At 51.2% G+C, this 17,408-nt stretch carries 19 protein-coding genes; 15 read left to right on the top strand and 4 right to left on the bottom strand.

Annotation, left to right across the window (positions count from 1 at the left end; all coding sequences use genetic code 11):
• Positions 1-235 precede the first annotated feature (235 nt).
• The 14 genes from leuS to lipA all read left to right on the top strand — a co-directional run bounded on the left by leuS (position 236) and on the right by lipA (position 14,635).
• Positions 236-2,818: a leucine--tRNA ligase gene (leuS, locus tag FEM44_RS17630; RefSeq protein WP_001157890.1), complete on the top strand. Its 2,583-nt coding sequence runs from the start codon at positions 236-238 to the stop codon at positions 2,816-2,818.
• Between the two features lie 14 nt (positions 2,819-2,832).
• Positions 2,833-3,411 (top strand): LPS assembly lipoprotein LptE, encoded by a 579-nt coding sequence (gene lptE / locus FEM44_RS17625; protein WP_130206491.1) that lies wholly within the window; start codon positions 2,833-2,835, stop codon positions 3,409-3,411.
• Positions 3,411-4,442 carry a DNA polymerase III subunit delta gene (gene holA / locus FEM44_RS17620; RefSeq protein WP_135523050.1) on the top strand — a complete coding sequence of 344 codons (1,032 nt, stop codon included), beginning with the start codon at positions 3,411-3,413 and terminating at the stop codon, positions 4,440-4,442. The genes lptE and holA overlap by 1 nt, the downstream gene beginning before the upstream one ends.
• 1 nt (position 4,443) lies before the next feature.
• A complete protein-coding gene (gene nadD / locus FEM44_RS17615) occupies positions 4,444-5,085 on the top strand; it encodes a nicotinate-nucleotide adenylyltransferase (protein ID WP_064528967.1) in 642 nt (213 codons plus the stop codon).
• Between the two features lie 23 nt (positions 5,086-5,108).
• Entirely contained in the window at positions 5,109-5,720 is a 612-nt protein-coding gene (locus FEM44_RS17610) for an adenosylcobalamin/alpha-ribazole phosphatase (protein ID WP_135523161.1), read from the top strand.
• A 259-nt stretch (positions 5,721-5,979) separates the two neighbouring features.
• On the top strand, positions 5,980-6,297 hold the full coding sequence (gene rsfS / locus FEM44_RS17605; RefSeq protein WP_001161662.1) for a ribosome silencing factor: 318 nt from the start codon (positions 5,980-5,982) through the stop codon (positions 6,295-6,297).
• Between the two features lie 3 nt (positions 6,298-6,300).
• Complete coding sequence (rlmH, locus tag FEM44_RS17600; RefSeq protein WP_000776104.1) at positions 6,301-6,768, top strand: 23S rRNA (pseudouridine(1915)-N(3))-methyltransferase RlmH; 468 nt, start codon at positions 6,301-6,303, stop codon at positions 6,766-6,768.
• 30 nt (positions 6,769-6,798) lie between these two features.
• On the top strand, positions 6,799-8,700 hold the full coding sequence (gene mrdA / locus FEM44_RS17595; protein WP_130219433.1) for a peptidoglycan DD-transpeptidase MrdA: 1,902 nt from the start codon (positions 6,799-6,801) through the stop codon (positions 8,698-8,700).
• A gap of 2 nt (positions 8,701-8,702) precedes the next feature.
• Entirely contained in the window at positions 8,703-9,815 is a 1,113-nt protein-coding gene (gene mrdB, locus FEM44_RS17590; protein WP_000131717.1) for a peptidoglycan glycosyltransferase MrdB, read from the top strand.
• Positions 9,816-9,824: 9 nt separating this feature from the next.
• Positions 9,825-10,901 (top strand): endolytic peptidoglycan transglycosylase RlpA, encoded by a 1,077-nt coding sequence (gene rlpA / locus FEM44_RS17585; protein WP_135523051.1) that lies wholly within the window; start codon positions 9,825-9,827, stop codon positions 10,899-10,901.
• 140 nt (positions 10,902-11,041) lie between these two features.
• Entirely contained in the window at positions 11,042-12,253 is a 1,212-nt protein-coding gene (dacA, locus tag FEM44_RS17580) for a D-alanyl-D-alanine carboxypeptidase DacA (RefSeq protein ID WP_135523052.1), read from the top strand.
• 109 nt (positions 12,254-12,362) lie between these two features.
• Positions 12,363-12,626, top strand: a complete 264-nt coding sequence (gene ybeD / locus FEM44_RS17575; protein ID WP_130206481.1) for a DUF493 family protein YbeD — start codon at positions 12,363-12,365, stop codon at positions 12,624-12,626.
• A 99-nt stretch (positions 12,627-12,725) separates the two neighbouring features.
• The gene (gene lipB / locus FEM44_RS17570) at positions 12,726-13,367 is read left to right on the top strand and encodes a lipoyl(octanoyl) transferase LipB (protein WP_130206479.1); all 642 of its coding nucleotides are present in this window, start codon (positions 12,726-12,728) and stop codon (positions 13,365-13,367) included.
• Positions 13,368-13,669: 302 nt separating this feature from the next.
• Complete coding sequence (gene lipA / locus FEM44_RS17565) at positions 13,670-14,635, top strand: lipoyl synthase (protein ID WP_000042625.1); 966 nt, start codon at positions 13,670-13,672, stop codon at positions 14,633-14,635.
• Between the two features lie 99 nt (positions 14,636-14,734).
• Here lipA and tatE read toward each other — a convergent pair whose 3' ends face one another.
• Together tatE and FEM44_RS17555 are read right to left on the bottom strand one after the other, a co-directional pair.
• Complete coding sequence (gene tatE, locus FEM44_RS17560) at positions 14,735-14,938, bottom strand: twin-arginine translocase subunit TatE (RefSeq protein WP_064528973.1); 204 nt, start codon at positions 14,936-14,938, stop codon at positions 14,735-14,737.
• 128 nt (positions 14,939-15,066) lie between these two features.
• Positions 15,067-15,855: a deaminated glutathione amidase gene (locus FEM44_RS17555; protein ID WP_135523053.1), complete on the bottom strand. Its 789-nt coding sequence runs from the start codon at positions 15,853-15,855 to the stop codon at positions 15,067-15,069.
• A 92-nt stretch (positions 15,856-15,947) separates the two neighbouring features.
• Between FEM44_RS17555 and crcB the strand changes: the two genes are divergently transcribed.
• Positions 15,948-16,331 carry a fluoride efflux transporter CrcB gene (gene crcB, locus FEM44_RS17550; RefSeq protein ID WP_130206475.1) on the top strand — a complete coding sequence of 128 codons (384 nt, stop codon included), beginning with the start codon at positions 15,948-15,950 and terminating at the stop codon, positions 16,329-16,331.
• A gap of 53 nt (positions 16,332-16,384) precedes the next feature.
• Here crcB and cspE read toward each other — a convergent pair whose 3' ends face one another.
• Together cspE and pagP are read right to left on the bottom strand one after the other, a co-directional pair.
• Positions 16,385-16,594: a transcription antiterminator/RNA stability regulator CspE gene (cspE, locus tag FEM44_RS17545; RefSeq protein WP_000034825.1), complete on the bottom strand. Its 210-nt coding sequence runs from the start codon at positions 16,592-16,594 to the stop codon at positions 16,385-16,387.
• Positions 16,595-16,768: 174 nt separating this feature from the next.
• Positions 16,769-17,329, bottom strand: a complete 561-nt coding sequence (gene pagP / locus FEM44_RS17540) for a lipid IV(A) palmitoyltransferase PagP (protein WP_135523054.1) — start codon at positions 17,327-17,329, stop codon at positions 16,769-16,771.
• Positions 17,330-17,408: the final 79 nt, after the last annotated feature.

The following is a 17,408-nucleotide window of genomic DNA, read 5'->3' as shown; positions in this document are numbered from 1 at the left end:
CATTTCATCTCCCGTGTCGTTAACTGGCTATAATAATAGACGTTATTTACGCTCAACTTTGCAAGACTGCCCACAGAGTGTGTAAATTCGTGCAAGGATTACCGCTGTGCGATTTCAACGTCGAGTGCGCGAAAGGCTGTTTTGACGCGGACGTTTGGGCTATGCTATGCGGATCTGAAAAACCACCTCTAACGCTACTTTTGTAGCCGTAATGAAAACAGGACCACTGGCTGCCATGCAAGAGCAATACCGCCCGGAAGAGATAGAATCCAAAGTACAGCTTCATTGGGATGAGAAGCGCACATTTGAAGTAACCGAAGACGAGAGCAAAGAGAAGTATTACTGCCTGTCTATGCTTCCCTATCCTTCTGGTCGACTACACATGGGCCACGTACGTAACTACACCATCGGTGACGTGATCGCCCGTTACCAGCGCATGCTGGGCAAAAACGTTCTGCAGCCGATCGGCTGGGACGCGTTTGGTCTGCCTGCGGAAGGCGCGGCGGTAAAAAACAACACCGCGCCAGCACCGTGGACGTACGACAACATCGCGTACATGAAAAACCAGCTCAAAATGCTGGGCTTTGGTTATGACTGGAGCCGCGAGCTGGCAACCTGTACGCCAGAATACTACCGTTGGGAACAGAAATTCTTCACCGAGCTGTATAAAAAAGGCCTGGTGTATAAGAAGACCTCTGCGGTCAACTGGTGCCCGAACGACCAGACCGTACTGGCGAACGAACAGGTTATCGACGGCTGCTGCTGGCGCTGCGATACCAAAGTTGAACGTAAAGAGATCCCGCAGTGGTTTATCAAAATCACCGCTTACGCTGACGAACTGCTCAACGATCTGGATAAACTGGATCACTGGCCAGACACCGTTAAAACCATGCAGCGTAACTGGATCGGTCGTTCCGAAGGCGTAGAAATCACCTTCAACGTTAACGACTATGACAACACGCTGACTGTTTATACTACTCGCCCAGACACCTTTATGGGTTGTACCTACCTGGCGGTAGCGGCAGGTCATCCGCTGGCGCAGAAAGCGGCGGAAAATAATCCCGAACTGGCGGCCTTTATTGACGAATGCCGTAACACCAAAGTTGCCGAAGCCGAAATGGCGACGATGGAGAAAAAAGGTGTCGATACTGGCTTTAAAGCGGTTCACCCATTAACGGGCGAAGAAATTCCCGTTTGGGCAGCAAACTTTGTATTGATGGAATACGGCACGGGCGCAGTCATGGCGGTTCCGGGTCACGACCAGCGCGACTACGAGTTTGCCTCTAAATACGGCCTGAACATCAAACCGGTTATCCTGGCGGCTGATGGTTCTGAACCCGATCTTTCTCAGCAGGCACTGACTGAAAAAGGCGTGCTGTTCAACTCTGGCGAGTTCAACGGTCTTGACCATGAAGCGGCCTTCAACGCCATCGCCGATAAACTGACGGCAATGGGTGTTGGCGAGCGTAAAGTAAACTATCGCCTGCGCGACTGGGGTGTTTCCCGTCAACGTTACTGGGGTGCGCCGATTCCGATGGTGACGCTGGAAGACGGTACTGTAATGCCGACCCCGGACGACCAGCTGCCGGTGATCCTGCCGGAAGATGTGGTGATGGACGGCATTACAAGCCCGATTAAAGCAGATCCTGAGTGGGCGAAAACCACCGTTAACGGTATGCCTGCGCTACGTGAAACCGACACTTTCGACACCTTTATGGAGTCCTCCTGGTACTATGCGCGCTACACTTGCCCAGAGTACAAAGAAGGTATGCTGGATTCCGAAGCGGCTAACTACTGGCTGCCGGTGGATATCTACATTGGTGGTATCGAACACGCCATCATGCACCTGCTCTACTTCCGCTTCTTCCACAAACTGATGCGTGATGCAGGCATGGTGAATTCTGACGAACCAGCGAAACAGTTGCTGTGTCAGGGTATGGTGCTGGCAGATGCCTTCTACTATGTTGGTGAAAACGGCGAACGTAACTGGGTTTCCCCGGTTGATGCTATCGTTGAACGTGACGAAAAAGGCCGTATCGTGAAAGCGAAAGACGCGGCAGGCCATGAGCTGGTTTATACCGGCATGAGCAAAATGTCCAAGTCGAAGAACAACGGTATCGACCCGCAGGTGATGGTTGAACGTTACGGCGCGGACACCGTTCGTCTGTTTATGATGTTCGCTTCTCCGGCGGATATGACTCTTGAATGGCAGGAGTCCGGCGTGGAAGGGGCTAACCGCTTCCTGAAACGTGTCTGGAAACTGGTTTACGAGCACACTGCAAAAGGTGATGTTGCGGCACTGAACGTTGATGCACTGACTGAAGATCAGAAAGCGCTGCGTCGCGATGTGCATAAAACGATCGCTAAAGTGACCGATGATATCGGCCGCCGTCAGACCTTCAACACCGCAATTGCGGCGATTATGGAGCTGATGAACAAACTGGCGAAAGCACCGACCGATGGCGAGCAGGATCGCGCCCTGATGCAGGAAGCGCTGCTGGCGGTAGTTCGTATGCTTAACCCGTTCACCCCACACATCTGTTTCACGCTGTGGCAGGAGCTGAAAGGCGAAGGCGATATCGACAACGCGCCGTGGCCGGTGGCTGACGAAAAAGCGATGGTGGAAGACTCCACGCTGGTCGTTGTTCAGGTTAACGGTAAAGTCCGTGCCAAAATCACCGTTCCGGTGGATGCAACGGAAGAACAGGTTCGTGAACGTGCTGGCCAGGAACATCTGGTAGCAAAATATCTTGATGGCGTTACCGTGCGTAAAGTGATTTACGTACCAGGTAAACTCCTCAATCTGGTCGTTGGCTAAGCGCGGGAGGAAGCGTGCGATATCTGGCAACATTGTTGTTATCTCTGGCGGTGTTAATCACCGCCGGGTGTGGCTGGCATCTGCGTGATACCACGCAGGTTCCTTCCACTATGAAGGTCATGATCCTGGACTCAGGCGATCCGAACGGGCCGTTAAGCCGTGCGGTGCGTAACCAGTTACGTCTGAACGGTGTCGAGTTGCTCGATAAAGAAACCACGCGTAAGGACGTTCCATCCCTGCGCCTGGGCGCTGTATCAATCTCACAGGATACCGCGTCGGTTTTCCGTAATGGTCAAACTGCGGAATATCAGATGGTGATGACTGTTAGCGCGTCGGTATTGATTCCTGGACGAGATATCTACCCGATTAGCGCCAAAGTCTTCCGTTCGTTCTTCGATAACCCGCAAATGGCGTTAGCGAAAGATAACGAGCAGGACATGATCATTAAAGAGATGTACGACCGTGCCGCCGAACAGCTTATTCGTAAGCTGCCAAGCATTCGCGCTGCGGACGTCCGTTCCGACGAAGAAACGTCGGCAACAACGGATACCACAGCAACGCCTGCACGCGTCTCCACCACGCTGGGTAACTGATGATTCGGTTGTACCCGGAACAGCTCCGCGCGCAGCTCACTGAAGGGCTGCGCGCGGCCTATCTTTTACTTGGTAACGATCCCCTGTTGTTGCAAGAAAGCCAGGACGCCATTCGTCAGGTCGCCGCCGCACAAGGGTTTGAAGAACACCATACTTTTTCCATTGATCCCAACACTGACTGGAACGCAATATTTTCGCTATGCCAGGCAATGAGCCTGTTTGCCAGTCGGCAAACTTTGTTGTTAGTGCTACCTGAAAATGGGCCAAATGCGGCGATCAATGAACAACTCCTCACGCTCACCGGATTGCTGCATGACGATCTGCTGTTGATCGTACGCGGTAATAAATTGAGCAAAGCGCAGGAAAATGCCGCCTGGTTTACCGCGCTTGCAAACCGTAGCGTGCAGGTTACTTGCCAGACCCCAGAACAAGCCCAGCTTCCTCGCTGGGTTGCCGCGCGAGCAAAACAGCTCAATTTAGAACTGGATGACGCGGCGAATCAGGTGCTCTGCTACTGTTATGAAGGAAACCTGCTGGCGCTGGCACAAGCACTGGAGCGTTTATCGCTACTCTGGCCGGACGGCAAACTGACACTGCCGCGCGTTGAGCAAGCGGTGAATGATGCCGCACATTTCACCCCTTTTCATTGGGTTGACGCATTGTTGAGTGGCAAAAGCAAGCGTGCATTGCATATTCTTCAGCAGTTGCGTCTGGAAGGCAGTGAGCCGGTGATATTGTTGCGCACTTTGCAACGTGAGCTGTTGCTGCTGGTTAATCTGAAACGTCAGTCTACTTATACTCCACTGCGTACGCTGTTTGACAAGCATCGGGTATGGCAGAACCGTCGTAACATGATTAGCGAAGCGCTAAATCGCCTGAGTCAGCCACAGTTACGTCAGGCTGTACAACTCCTGACACGAACGGAACTTACTCTCAAACAAGATTACGGTCAGTCCGTGTGGGCAGAACTGGAGGGATTATCTCTTCTTTTGTGTCATAAACCACTGGCAGACGTATTTATCGACGGTTGATATGAAATCTTTACAAGCTCTGTTTGGCGGCACCTTCGACCCGGTGCATTATGGCCATCTAAAACCCGTGGAAACGCTGGCGAATCTGATTGGGCTGACGCGAGTAACGATTATCCCTAACAACGTTCCTCCGCATCGTCCCCAGCCTGAAGCGAACAGCGTGCAGCGAAAACACATGCTTGAACTGGCGATTGCCGACAAGTCGCTCTTTACCCTTGATGAACGCGAGTTAAAGCGTAATGCCCCCTCTTACACGTCGCAGACGTTAAAAGAGTGGCGACAGGAGCAAGGCCCAGATGTGCCGCTGGCGTTTATTATCGGTCAGGACTCGCTGCTGAACTTTCCGACCTGGTATGAATACGAAACGATTCTCGACAATGCACATTTGATAGTCTGTCGACGTCCAGGTTATCCGCTGGAAATGGCACAACCGCAGTACCAACAGTGGCTGGAAGATCATTTGACGCATAATCCGGAAGATCTGCATCTTCAGCCTGCTGGTAAAATTTATCTCGCCGAAACGCCGTGGTTCAACATCTCGGCGACAATCATCCGCGAACGTTTGCAAAACGGCGAATCTTGTGAGGAATTGTTACCAGAATCGGTACTGACTTACATTAACCAACAAGGCTTGTATCGCTGATATCTGCCGTCACGGAGGGAATGATGCGACTGTGGTTAATTCGTCACGGTGAAACGCAAGCGAATGTCGACGGGTTATACAGCGGTCATGCGCCTACACCACTTACGGAGCGCGGTATCGCGCAGGCGAAAAGCTTGCATACACTGCTACGTGATGTTCCCTTCGATAGGGTTTTATGCAGTGAACTGGAACGGGCGCAGCACACCGCGCGCCTGGTTCTTGACGACCGTCAACTCCCCGTGCAAATCATCCCTGAACTCAACGAAATGTTTTTTGGTGACTGGGAAATGCGGCATCATCGCGAGCTGATGCAAGAAGATGCCGAAAACTATAGTGCCTGGTGCAATGACTGGCAGCATACCGTCCCTACTCGCGGTGAAGGCTTTCAGGCATTTTCACAGCGGATAGAAAGGTTTATTGCCGGACTTGGTGATTATCAGCAGTACAAAAACATATTGATCGTTAGCCACCAGGGTGTGTTGAGCCTGTTGATTGCCCGCTTAATCGGCATGCCTCCCGAGGCAATGTGGCATTTTCGTGTAGACCAGGGCTGCTGGAGCGCCATTGATATCAATGACGAGTTCGCAACTCTACGTGTCCTCAACAGCCGCGCCATCTGGTGCGAAGATGCATGACTTTTCTGTTTTTTTACAGGTAAGCCGCAACGGACATTGACAGTCCCGGGCAGGCTGATATTCTCCGCAACCTGACATTTCCGCCATACACGACTTTGTAGAAATTGTTTTACAAAAATGGCGATGCAATCTGTGACGCGGGGTGGGATGATAGCCCACTTTCAAGAGCCGATTTGCTGACATTTGTCCCGAAATCGCCTCTGCTTCAGGTATACTGACAGACCATTTTTATCTTTTTTATTTCACCCAGGGGGAAAACTTGCAGGGTAAAGCACTCCAGGATTTTGTTATCGACAAAATTGATGACCTCAAAGGTCAGGACATCATCGCCTTAGACGTTCAGGGCAAATCCAGTATCACCGACTGTATGATCATCTGTACGGGAACATCCAGCCGTCATGTTATGTCCATTGCCGACCACGTGGTTCAGGAATCTCGCGCGGCGGGTTTATTGCCCCTCGGCGTTGAAGGTGAAAACGGCGCCGACTGGATTGTGGTCGATCTGGGTGATGTGATTGTCCATGTTATGCAGGAAGAAAGCCGTCGCCTGTATGAGCTGGAAAAACTCTGGAGTTAATGCGTGAAGCTGCAACTTGTCGCCGTGGGAACGAAAATGCCGGACTGGGTACAAACCGGTTTTACCGAGTACCTGCGTCGTTTTCCGAAAGATATGCCTTTTGAACTGATTGAAATTCCGGCGGGAAAACGCGGCAAGAACGCGGATATCAAGCGCATACTCGACAAAGAGGGTGAGCAAATGCTGGCGGCCGCCGGTAAAAACCGCATTGTCACCCTCGATATCCCAGGCAAGCCCTGGGACACGCCGCAGTTAGCCGCTGAACTGGAACGCTGGAAGCTGGATGGCCGCGATGTCAGCTTGCTGATTGGCGGGCCGGAAGGGTTATCGCCTGCCTGTAAAGCGGCGGCAGAACAAAGCTGGTCACTTTCAGCGCTTACCCTCCCCCATCCGCTGGTTCGCGTACTGGTCGCAGAGAGTCTGTACCGGGCGTGGAGCATTACCACCAACCATCCTTATCACCGTGAGTGATATGGTAGCCTTAAGTAGAAAACGCAGCGGATGAAATTACAGAACTCTTTTCGCGACTATTCGGCAGAGTCCGCGCTGTTTGTGCGCCGGGCGCTGGTCGCCTTTTTGGGGATTTTGCTGCTAACCGGCGTGCTCATCGCCAACTTGTATAACCTACAAATTGTTCGCTTTACCGATTACCAGACCCGTTCAAATGAAAACCGCATTAAGCTGGTGCCTATCGCCCCCAGCCGCGGCATTATCTACGACCGTAACGGTATCCCTCTGGCGCTCAACCGAACTATCTATCAGATAGAGATGATGCCGGAGAAAGTCGATAACGTGCAGCAGACTCTGGACGCCCTGCGCAGCGTGGTTGACCTGACCGATGACGATATTGCCGCGTTTCGAAAGGAGCGTGCACGTTCGCACCGTTTTACCTCAATTCCGGTGAAAACCAACCTGACTGAAGTTCAGGTGGCGCGTTTCGCCGTTAACCAGTACCGTTTTCCAGGTGTGGAAGTTAAAGGCTATAAACGTCGTTACTATCCCTATGGTTCAGCGCTGACCCACGTTATCGGTTATGTCTCGAAAATTAACGATAAAGACGTCGAGCGACTAAATAATGACGGCAAACTGGCCAACTATGCCGCAACACATGATATTGGCAAGCTGGGGATTGAACGTTACTACGAAGATGTTCTGCACGGCCAGACGGGTTATGAAGAAGTTGAAGTTAACAACCGCGGTCGCGTCATCCGCCAGTTAAAAGAAGTATCGCCGCAGGCCGGGCATGATATTTACCTGACAATTGATCTCAAGCTCCAGCAGTATATTGAAACACTGCTGGCGGGCAGTCGTGCCGCTGTTGTGGTTACCGATCCGCGTACAGGTGGCGTGCTGGCGCTGGTTTCCACGCCAAGTTACGACCCTAACCTGTTTGTTGACGGTATCTCCAGCAAAGATTATTCCGCGTTGCTGAACGACCCGAACACACCACTGGTGAACCGTGCCACGCAGGGGGTTTATCCGCCAGCGTCGACGGTTAAACCTTATGTGGCGGTTTCGGCATTAAGTGCAGGGGTGATCACCCGTAATACCAGCCTGTTTGATCCTGGATGGTGGCAGTTGCCGGGGTCTGAAAAGCGTTATCGTGACTGGAAAAAATGGGGCCACGGTCGCCTGAATGTCACTAAATCGCTGGAAGAGTCAGCAGATACCTTCTTCTATCAGGTTGCCTACGATATGGGCATCGACCGCCTTTCTGAATGGATGGGTAAATTTGGCTACGGTCATTACACCGGTATCGACCTGTCGGAAGAACGTTCCGGTAATATGCCGACCCGCGAATGGAAACAGAAACGCTTTAAAAAACCGTGGTATCAGGGTGACACCATTCCGGTCGGTATCGGTCAGGGGTACTGGACAGCGACCCCTATCCAGATGAACAAAGCACTGATGATCCTGATTAACGACGGTATTGTGAAGGTTCCGCATTTGCTGATGAGCACCGCCGAAAATGGCAAACAAGTGCCGTGGGTACAGCCGCATGAACCGCCGGTAGGCGATATTCATTCTGGTTACTGGGAACTGGCGAAAGACGGCATGTTTGGTGTTGCTAACCGTCCTAACGGTACGGCACATAAATACTTTGCCAGCGCGCCCTACAAAATTGCGGCGAAATCCGGTACCGCGCAGGTCTTCGGCCTGAAGGCGAACGAAACCTATAATGCGCACAAAATTGCCGAGCGTCTGCGCGACCACAAACTGATGACCGCGTTTGCGCCGTATAACAATCCGCAAGTCGCTGTCGCTATGATTCTGGAAAACGGCGGGGCTGGCCCGGCGGTCGGTACGCTGATGCGCCAGATCCTCGACCATATTATGCTTGGTGACAACAACACCGATCTGCCTGCAGAAAACCCGGCGGTTACTGCTGCGGAGGACCATTAATCATGACGGATAATCCGAATAAAAAAACATTCTGGGATAAAGTCCATCTTGATCCCACAATGCTACTGATCTTACTGGCATTACTGGTCTACAGCGCCCTGGTGATCTGGAGCGCCAGCGGCCAGGACATCGGCATGATGGAGCGTAAAATCGGCCAGATCGCGATGGGGCTGGTCATTATGGTGGTGATGGCCCAAATTCCGCCGCGCGTTTATGAAGGCTGGGCGCCCTATCTCTATATCATCTGTATTATTTTGCTGGTAGCGGTAGATGCCTTTGGGGCCATCTCCAAAGGCGCTCAACGTTGGCTGGATCTCGGTATCGTCCGTTTCCAGCCCTCGGAAATCGCCAAAATAGCTGTGCCGCTCATGGTGGCTCGCTTTATCAACCGTGACGTTTGCCCGCCGTCGTTAAAAAATACCGCCATCGCGCTGGTGCTGATTTTTATGCCCACGTTGCTGGTGGCAGCACAGCCTGACCTGGGGACGTCAATCCTCGTTGCGCTTTCCGGTCTGTTTGTACTGTTTCTCTCCGGACTTAGCTGGCGCCTGATTGGTGTTGCAGTGGTACTGGTGGCAGCATTTATCCCAATCTTGTGGTTCTTCCTGATGCATGATTACCAGCGCCAGCGCGTAATGATGCTACTCGACCCGGAATCAGACCCACTTGGCGCGGGCTATCACATTATTCAGTCTAAAATTGCTATTGGCTCCGGCGGATTACGCGGTAAAGGCTGGCTGCACGGTACCCAGTCACAGCTTGAATTTCTGCCCGAACGCCATACCGATTTTATCTTCGCGGTACTGGCGGAAGAGTTGGGATTAGTGGGTATTTTGATTCTGCTTGCTCTCTATATTCTGCTCATCATGCGCGGACTGTGGATTGCAGCCAGAGCACAAACTACCTTTGGTCGCGTCATGGCTGGCGGCTTAATGCTGATATTATTCGTTTATGTCTTCGTAAATATTGGTATGGTAAGCGGTATTCTGCCGGTTGTCGGGGTTCCACTCCCGCTGGTCAGTTATGGAGGATCGGCGCTCATAGTGCTGATGGCTGGGTTTGGGATTGTGATGTCAATCCACACCCACAGGAAAATGTTGTCGAAAAGCGTGTAAGAGGTGCGAATGCGTAAGCAGTGGCTCGGGATCTGCATCGCGGCAGGAATGCTCGCGGCATGTACTAGCGATGATGGTCAGCAACAGACGGTAAGTGTGCCGCAGCCTGCGGTATGTAACGGCCCTATAGTTGAAATTAGCGGGGCGGAACCACGTTTCGAACCACTGAACGCGACGGCAAATCAAGATTATCAGCGCGACGGCAGAAGCTACAAAATCGTGCAGGACCCTTCACGCTTTAGCCAGGCGGGCCTTGCAGCCATTTATGATGCCGAACCTGGCAGCAATCTGACGGCATCTGGCGAAGCATTTGATCCAACGCAGCTGACGGCGGCGCATCCAACGCTCCCCATCCCCAGCTACGCCAGAATCACCAACCTGGCTAATGGGCGGATGATCGTGGTGCGCATTAACGATCGCGGTCCCTACGGCAACGACCGTGTGATTTCACTTTCACGCGCGGCAGCTGACCGTCTTAACACCTCGAACAATACAAAAGTTCGTATCGATCCTATTATCGTCGCCCAGGATGGTTCATTTTCTGGCCCAGGCATGGCGTGTACTACCATTGCCAAACAGACTTACGCCCTGCCTGCGCCGCCCGATTTAAACGGCGGCAGCGGAACAAACTCTATGTCTGTCCCGCAGGGTGATATTCTCCCGGTCAGCAACTCGACGCTGAAAAGCGAAGATCCGACCGGCGCGCCGGTAACCAGCAGCGGCTTCCTCGGCGCGCCGACTACCCTGGCGCCCGGCGTACTGGAAGGCAGCGAACCGACGCCTGCACCACAGCCCGTTGTCTCGGCACCTGCAACAACACCTGCAATGGTGACACCGCAAGCCGCTTCGCAAAGCGCCAGCGGTAACTTTATGGTGCAAGTGGGGGCCGTTAGCGATCAGGCACGCGCACAACAGTATCAACAGCAACTGGGACAAAAGTTCGGCGTACCCGGTCGCGTGACCCAAAACGGCGCGGTCTGGCGTATTCAGCTTGGCCCATTCGCCAGCAAAGCTGAAGCCAGTGCCTTACAGCAACGTTTACAAACCGAAGCCCAATTACAGTCATTTATTACCACCGCGCAATAACGTAAAGCAGGCATCTGAAGTGTCAATTTCTGTAAATGACGTTAACAAAGTCACGCGGAAAGTCAGATGCCTGGCGGTAGTGCATTTGCTATAGTAGGGCACTTATTTTAAATTCCATCACGGATGTCGTAGTTCAGACCATGAATACCATTTTTTCCGCTCGTATCATGAAGCGCCTGGCGCTCACCACGGCTCTTTGCACAGCCTTTATCTCTGCTGCACATGCCGATGACCTGAATATCAAAACTATGATCCCGGGTGTACCGCAGATCGACGCGGAGTCTTACATCCTGATCGACTATAACTCCGGCAAAGTGCTCGCCGAGCAAAATGCGGATGTCCGTCGCGACCCTGCAAGTCTGACCAAAATGATGACCAGCTACGTTATCGGTCAGGCAATGAAAGCAGGTAAATTCAAAGAATCTGATTTAGTGACCATCGGCAATGACGCCTGGGCCACCGGTAACCCGGTGTTCAGAGGTTCTTCGCTGATGTTCCTCAAACCTGGCATGCAGGTACCGGTTTCTCAGCTTATCCGTGGTATCAACCTGCAATCTGGTAACGATGCTTGTGTTGCCATGGCTGACTTCGCCGCCGGTAGCCAGGATGCTTTCGTTGGCCTGATGAACAGTTACGTTAACGCCCTGGGCCTGAAAAATACCCACTTCCAGACTGTACACGGTCTGGACGCTGACGGTCAGTACAGCTCCGCGCGTGATATGGCGCTGATCGGTCAGGCCCTGATTCGTGATGTACCTAACGAATACGCTATCTATAAAGAGAAAGAGTTTACCTTTAACGGTATTCGCCAGCTCAACCGTAACGGCCTGCTATGGGATAACAGCCTGAATGTCGACGGTATCAAAACTGGCCATACTGACAAGGCGGGCTACAACCTTGTCGCCTCCGCAACGGAAGGTCAGATGCGTCTGATCTCCGCAGTCATGGGCGGACGCACGTTCAAAGGCCGTGAAACCGAAAGTAAAAAACTGCTGACCTGGGGCTTCCGTTTCTTCGAAACGGTTAACCCGCTGAAAGTTGGCAAAGAGTTCGCCTCTGAACCGGTATGGTTTGGTAATACTGACCGCGCTTCGTTAGGGGTTGATAAAGACGTTTACCTGACCATTCCGCGTGGCCGCATGAAAGACCTGAAAGCCAGCTACGTGCTGAACAACAGTGAACTGCATGCGCCGCTGCAAAAGAACCAGGTCGTTGGCACCATCAACTTCCAGCTTGATGGCAAAACTATCGAACAACGCCCGCTGGTGGTGTTACAGGAAATTCCAGAAGGTAACTTCTTCGGCAAAATCATTGATTACATTAAATTAATGTTCCATCACTGGTTCGGCTAAAAATTGAACACTTGAAAGTGTAATTTCCGCCCCCATATACTAAGCATCAGTAAAAAACTCCCGCCCTCTGGCGGGAGTTGCTATTTAATTACGTTACGCCGGAGCTGACATGAAAACCAAACTTAACGAACTGCTTGAATTCCCTACTCCTTTTACCTACAAAGTAATGGGGCAGGCGTTACCTGAGCTGGTTGATCAGGTGGTTGAAGTGGTACAGCGCCATGCGCCAGGTGACTACAACCCAACGGTAAAACCAAGCAGCAAAGGCAACTACCACTCGGTATCTATCACTATCAACGCCACTCATATCGAGCAGGTTGAAACTCTGTACGAAGAACTGGGCAAAATCGATATCGTCCGTATGGTTCTGTAATTTGCTTCTCCGTTACCCGGCCTCTGGTCGGGTAACTCCCCTCCCCTCGCTGTGATATAATTTTCCCCACTTTTACTCATTCTCCACGGAGATGCCGTTTTGTATCAGGATAAAATTCTTGTCCGCCAGCTCGGCCTTCAGCCTTACGAGCCTATTTCTCAGGCTATGCATGAATTCACCGATACCCGTGATGAAAATACCCTTGATGAAATCTGGTTGGTTGAACACCATCCTGTATTCACCCAGGGACAAGCAGGTAAAGCGGAACATATTTTAATGCCGGGTGATATTCCGGTGATCCAGAGCGATCGTGGCGGCCAGGTAACTTATCACGGGCCGGGGCAACAGGTGATGTATGTATTGCTTAACCTCAAACGCAGGAAGTTGGGCGTGCGTGAACTGGTGACCTTGCTCGAACAAACGGTAGTGAATACCCTGGCCGAGCTGGATATTGAAGCGCACCCTCGGGCTGATGCTCCAGGTGTCTACGTTGGGGAAAAGAAAATTTGTTCGCTCGGTTTGCGTATTCGCCGCGGCTGTTCATTCCACGGTCTGGCATTAAACGTCAATATGGATCTTTCGCCATTTTTACGTATCAACCCTTGTGGTTATGCCGGGATGGAAATGGCAAAAATATCGCAATGGAAACCTGATGCGACCACCGATAATATTGCACCACGCTTACTGGCAAATATTTTAGCGCTACTCAAAAATCCTGACGTAGAATATATCCCTGCTTAATTCCCCCTCATAAATGACCCAAATCATATTGGGTCATTGTAGTCAGCGTGTTCCAATACTTCGCGGGGAACTGATGCTATCGAATGTGTTTTGAAAAAGTATCGTTACATAGAGTTCACAGCGACAAACGATAAAATGGCACAAACCAACAACAATTTTACATTTTCGCGACCGCTTTGGCTGCTTTCTGGGCCGTTTCAATGATATACTGCCAGTCGTTAATTCAAAAATAGTTGATAATTACAACAATCCATTGAATTGAAACGCTTTCCTTCGTAATTCGCAACTGGAACACGCACGCTATGAGTAAACCCATTGTGATGGAACGCGGTGTTAAATACCGCGATGCCGATAAGATGGCCCTTATCCCGGTTAAAAACGTGGCAACAGAGCGCGAAGCCCTGCTGCGCAAGCCGGAATGGATGAAAATCAAGCTTCCCGCGGACTCTACACGTATCCAGGGCATCAAAGCCGCAATGCGCAAAAATGGCCTGCATTCTGTCTGTGAGGAAGCCTCCTGCCCTAACCTGGCAGAATGCTTCAACCACGGCACAGCAACGTTTATGATCCTCGGCGCCATTTGTACGCGCCGTTGTCCGTTCTGTGACGTTGCCCACGGTCGCCCGGTCGCCCCGGATGCCAACGAGCCGGTAAAACTGGCGCAGACCATTGCTGATATGGCGCTGCGTTATGTGGTTATCACCTCCGTTGACCGCGATGACCTGCGCGATGGCGGAGCCCAGCACTTTGCGGATTGCATTACTGCCATCCGGGAAAAAAGCCCGGAAATCAAAATTGAAACTCTGGTGCCGGATTTCCGTGGTCGTATGGATCGCGCGCTGGATATTCTGACCGCCACGCCGCCAGATGTGTTCAACCACAACCTGGAAAACGTACCGCGTATTTACCGTCAGGTACGCCCGGGCGCAGATTACAACTGGTCGCTAAAACTATTGGAACGCTTTAAAGAAGCGCATCCGGAGATCCCGACCAAATCCGGTTTGATGGTGGGGCTGGGTGAAACCAATGAAGAGATTATTGAAGTCATGCGCGATCTGCGCCGCCATGGTGTAACCATGTTGACACTGGGGCAATATCTGCAGCCAAGCCGCCATCACCTGCCGGTACAACGCTACGTTAGCCCAGATGAGTTTGATGAAATGAAGGCCGAAGCGCTGGCGATGGGCTTTACCCATGCTGCATGCGGTCCGTTTGTCCGCTCTTCGTACCACGCCGACTTGCAGGCGAAAGGGATGGAAGTTAAGTAATCGCGTAATAATTGCTTACATCTGTCTGATAAAAAACCCGCTATCTGAAGCGGGTTTTTTTATCGAACAAGATATTGAGGGAGCGTCCTGCTCGCCACGTCACTCTTTATGAGAGAGCTTTTCAGCCTGAATATCAACGTCTGCGCCTTTTTTAGCCGCAGCGTCATCATCATTCATCGCTTTCTTGAACCCTTTAATGGCCGCTCCCAGGTCTCCGCCCAGCGTACGTAACTTCTTAGTCCCAAACAGCAGAACGACCAGCGCCGCAACTACCAGCAGTTTGGTAATACTAATCTCACCCATAGATACCTTCTTGACATAAAACTGGCAACAGAACGCGCCTTAAAAACCAGAGAATATTAACGGTCATTCGACGCGCGCACACAATAGCAATCTGTAACAAGGTGAATCAAGCGCCGAGTAAAAAAACATCATAATAATTGCGGCGGCGCAAAGCGACGGTTGTTTAAGACGGGAAGTTGCGCGCGCACCTGACGCACACGTTCGGGCGTCACTTCCGCCATAATGAGCGCAGGCATTTCTGCCGCTGCCGCAATGGTGACACCAAAGGGATCTATAATCCGGCTTTGCCCGATATTTTTGTTCCCGCACTCCCCCGCTGCCACCATATAACAGGTGGTATCCAGAGCACGAGCGGCTAGCAAGGTTGACCAGTGGTGCTCTTTGAGTGGCCCGCGAACCCAGGCCGCTGGCAGGATCAGGATTTCCGCGCCCTGTAATGCCAGGGCTAATGCCAACTCAGGAAAGCGTAAATCATAGCAAGTCATCAGCCCCACGTTCATGCCTTCAACCTCCAGTAAAGGGGCTATTTCATCACCTGCATCCACATGGCGCGATTCCTGAATGGAAAACGCATCATAGAGATGCAATTTGGCATAGTGGGCGACAATTTTCCCCGCCTGCAGCGCCACCAGCATATTCCACGCGCGCCCAGGGGTTGAGGGAACATGAATCGTCAGAATCGTCGTCATCATGTTACGTTTACTTTCCCGCAGTAAACGTCCGAGGAATTCCCCTTCCAGCAACTGTGCCGATTTAACTGACAAATTCGGGTCAAGATCGTCGCGCGCCAGAAGCGCTTCCGGCAGGACAAACAGCGATACGTCGTTTTCCGCCGCCTGTGCCATTAACGAGGCGCAAATCTCAGCGTTCTTTTCCCATATTGATGTAACAGCAAATTGTCCTGCGGCAACCAGCATTGTCACCTCCTGTCAGAGTTGTAAAATTCGCCAACGACGAATATTCGGCGTTAAACTTATCACTCATACAAATCAAATAGCAGGATTTAGCTGTGTTACAACTCCTTTTAGCAGTTTTTATTGGTGGTGGTACGGGAAGCGTGGCGAGATGGATGTTAAGTATGCGATTTAACCCACTGCACCAGGCTATTCCACTCGGAACTCTGGCAGCAAACCTGATTGGGGCATTTATCATAGGAATGGGGTTTGCCTGGTTTAGCCGCATGACTAATATCGATCCGGTGTGGAAAGTATTAATCACCACTGGTTTTTGTGGCGGGCTAACGACCTTCTCAACATTTTCGGCAGAAGTGGTGTTTTTATTGCAGGAGGGGCGTTTTGGCTGGGCGCTACTGAACGTCTTCGTTAACCTGTTAGGTTCCTTTGCCATGACCGCACTGGCTTTTTGGCTATTTTCAGCATCAACCGCACACTGAAGACCAAAAAAAACCCGCTGAATAAGCGGGTTTTGAATTCTTGCTGACGTATCTTACAGAGCGATTACGTTTGCAGCAGAAGGGCCTTTGGCACCGTTAGTGATTTCGAACTCTACGCGCTGACCTTCAGCAAGAGTTTTAAAACCATTAGTCTGGATTGCAGAGAAGTGTACGAACACATCTTTGCTGCCGTCTTCCGGAGTAATGAAACCGAATCCTTTGGACTCATTAAACCACTTAACGTTACCTTTAATCTTAGACATCAAAATTACCTTTACATGAAAAATAGACACAAATGCTGTGTCGGTTACCAGTACACCAATTGTGGTACGCTTTGTCCAGTGCAACTTTACTAAAAAGTGATAAAAGTCGCGTTATTTTTGATGTTAATTTCATTACACACTGATTTTTAAGGATTTTATTAAAACGTGACTTGTCTAAAACTGAAACCGCATCCAGGCAAAGTAAACATTGCCGTTGTTGTAAGTGCCAGGGATATAGGTCATCTGAAAAGTCGCAGGGCCATAGCCCACAGAAGCCAATGGCAGTATCAGCGGAACAGGTATGTAGTTCCAGTTATCACGCGCCGTCACACCAGCGGTGAATCCCAGACCGACATGAAAGTTTTCATCGGCAAGCGGTCGCCAGGTACTTTCCCAACCGTATCCGGCAATGGGCTCCCATTTATTCCACGAATCCTTAAACGCCATCGCGTACAAACCGTGCCAGTTGCCTTTCTCATCCCAACGTGACTGACCAAAACCGCCACCCCACGGTCTTTCGTTATAGCGATCGGTTTTTTCTTTGTCATAAGCGAAACGTGCATGCCAGGTAATGGCGGGAATATACAGATCATAATGTTCTGGCCGCTGCCAGGTTTCTGCGACATTATCTTTAAATGTCGTAATCCATTGCTCTGCACTAGCAGAAACTTCTTCAATGCTGATTAACTGAATAAAAGTAAAGGAAAATACGGTAACACATTTACTAGCGCCCATTAGCAACCACAGAAAACTTATCAAAAATATATTACCAGCATAGCCAAAGAAAAATAAATACAACCTTAACAAGGCAAAC

It is taken from the genome of Escherichia sp. E4742 (assembly GCF_005843885.1).
Lineage (GTDB): Bacteria > Pseudomonadota > Gammaproteobacteria > Enterobacterales > Enterobacteriaceae > Escherichia.
Note: the sequence above shows the minus strand (reverse complement) of the source record. Positions and strands in the feature narration are given on the sequence as shown.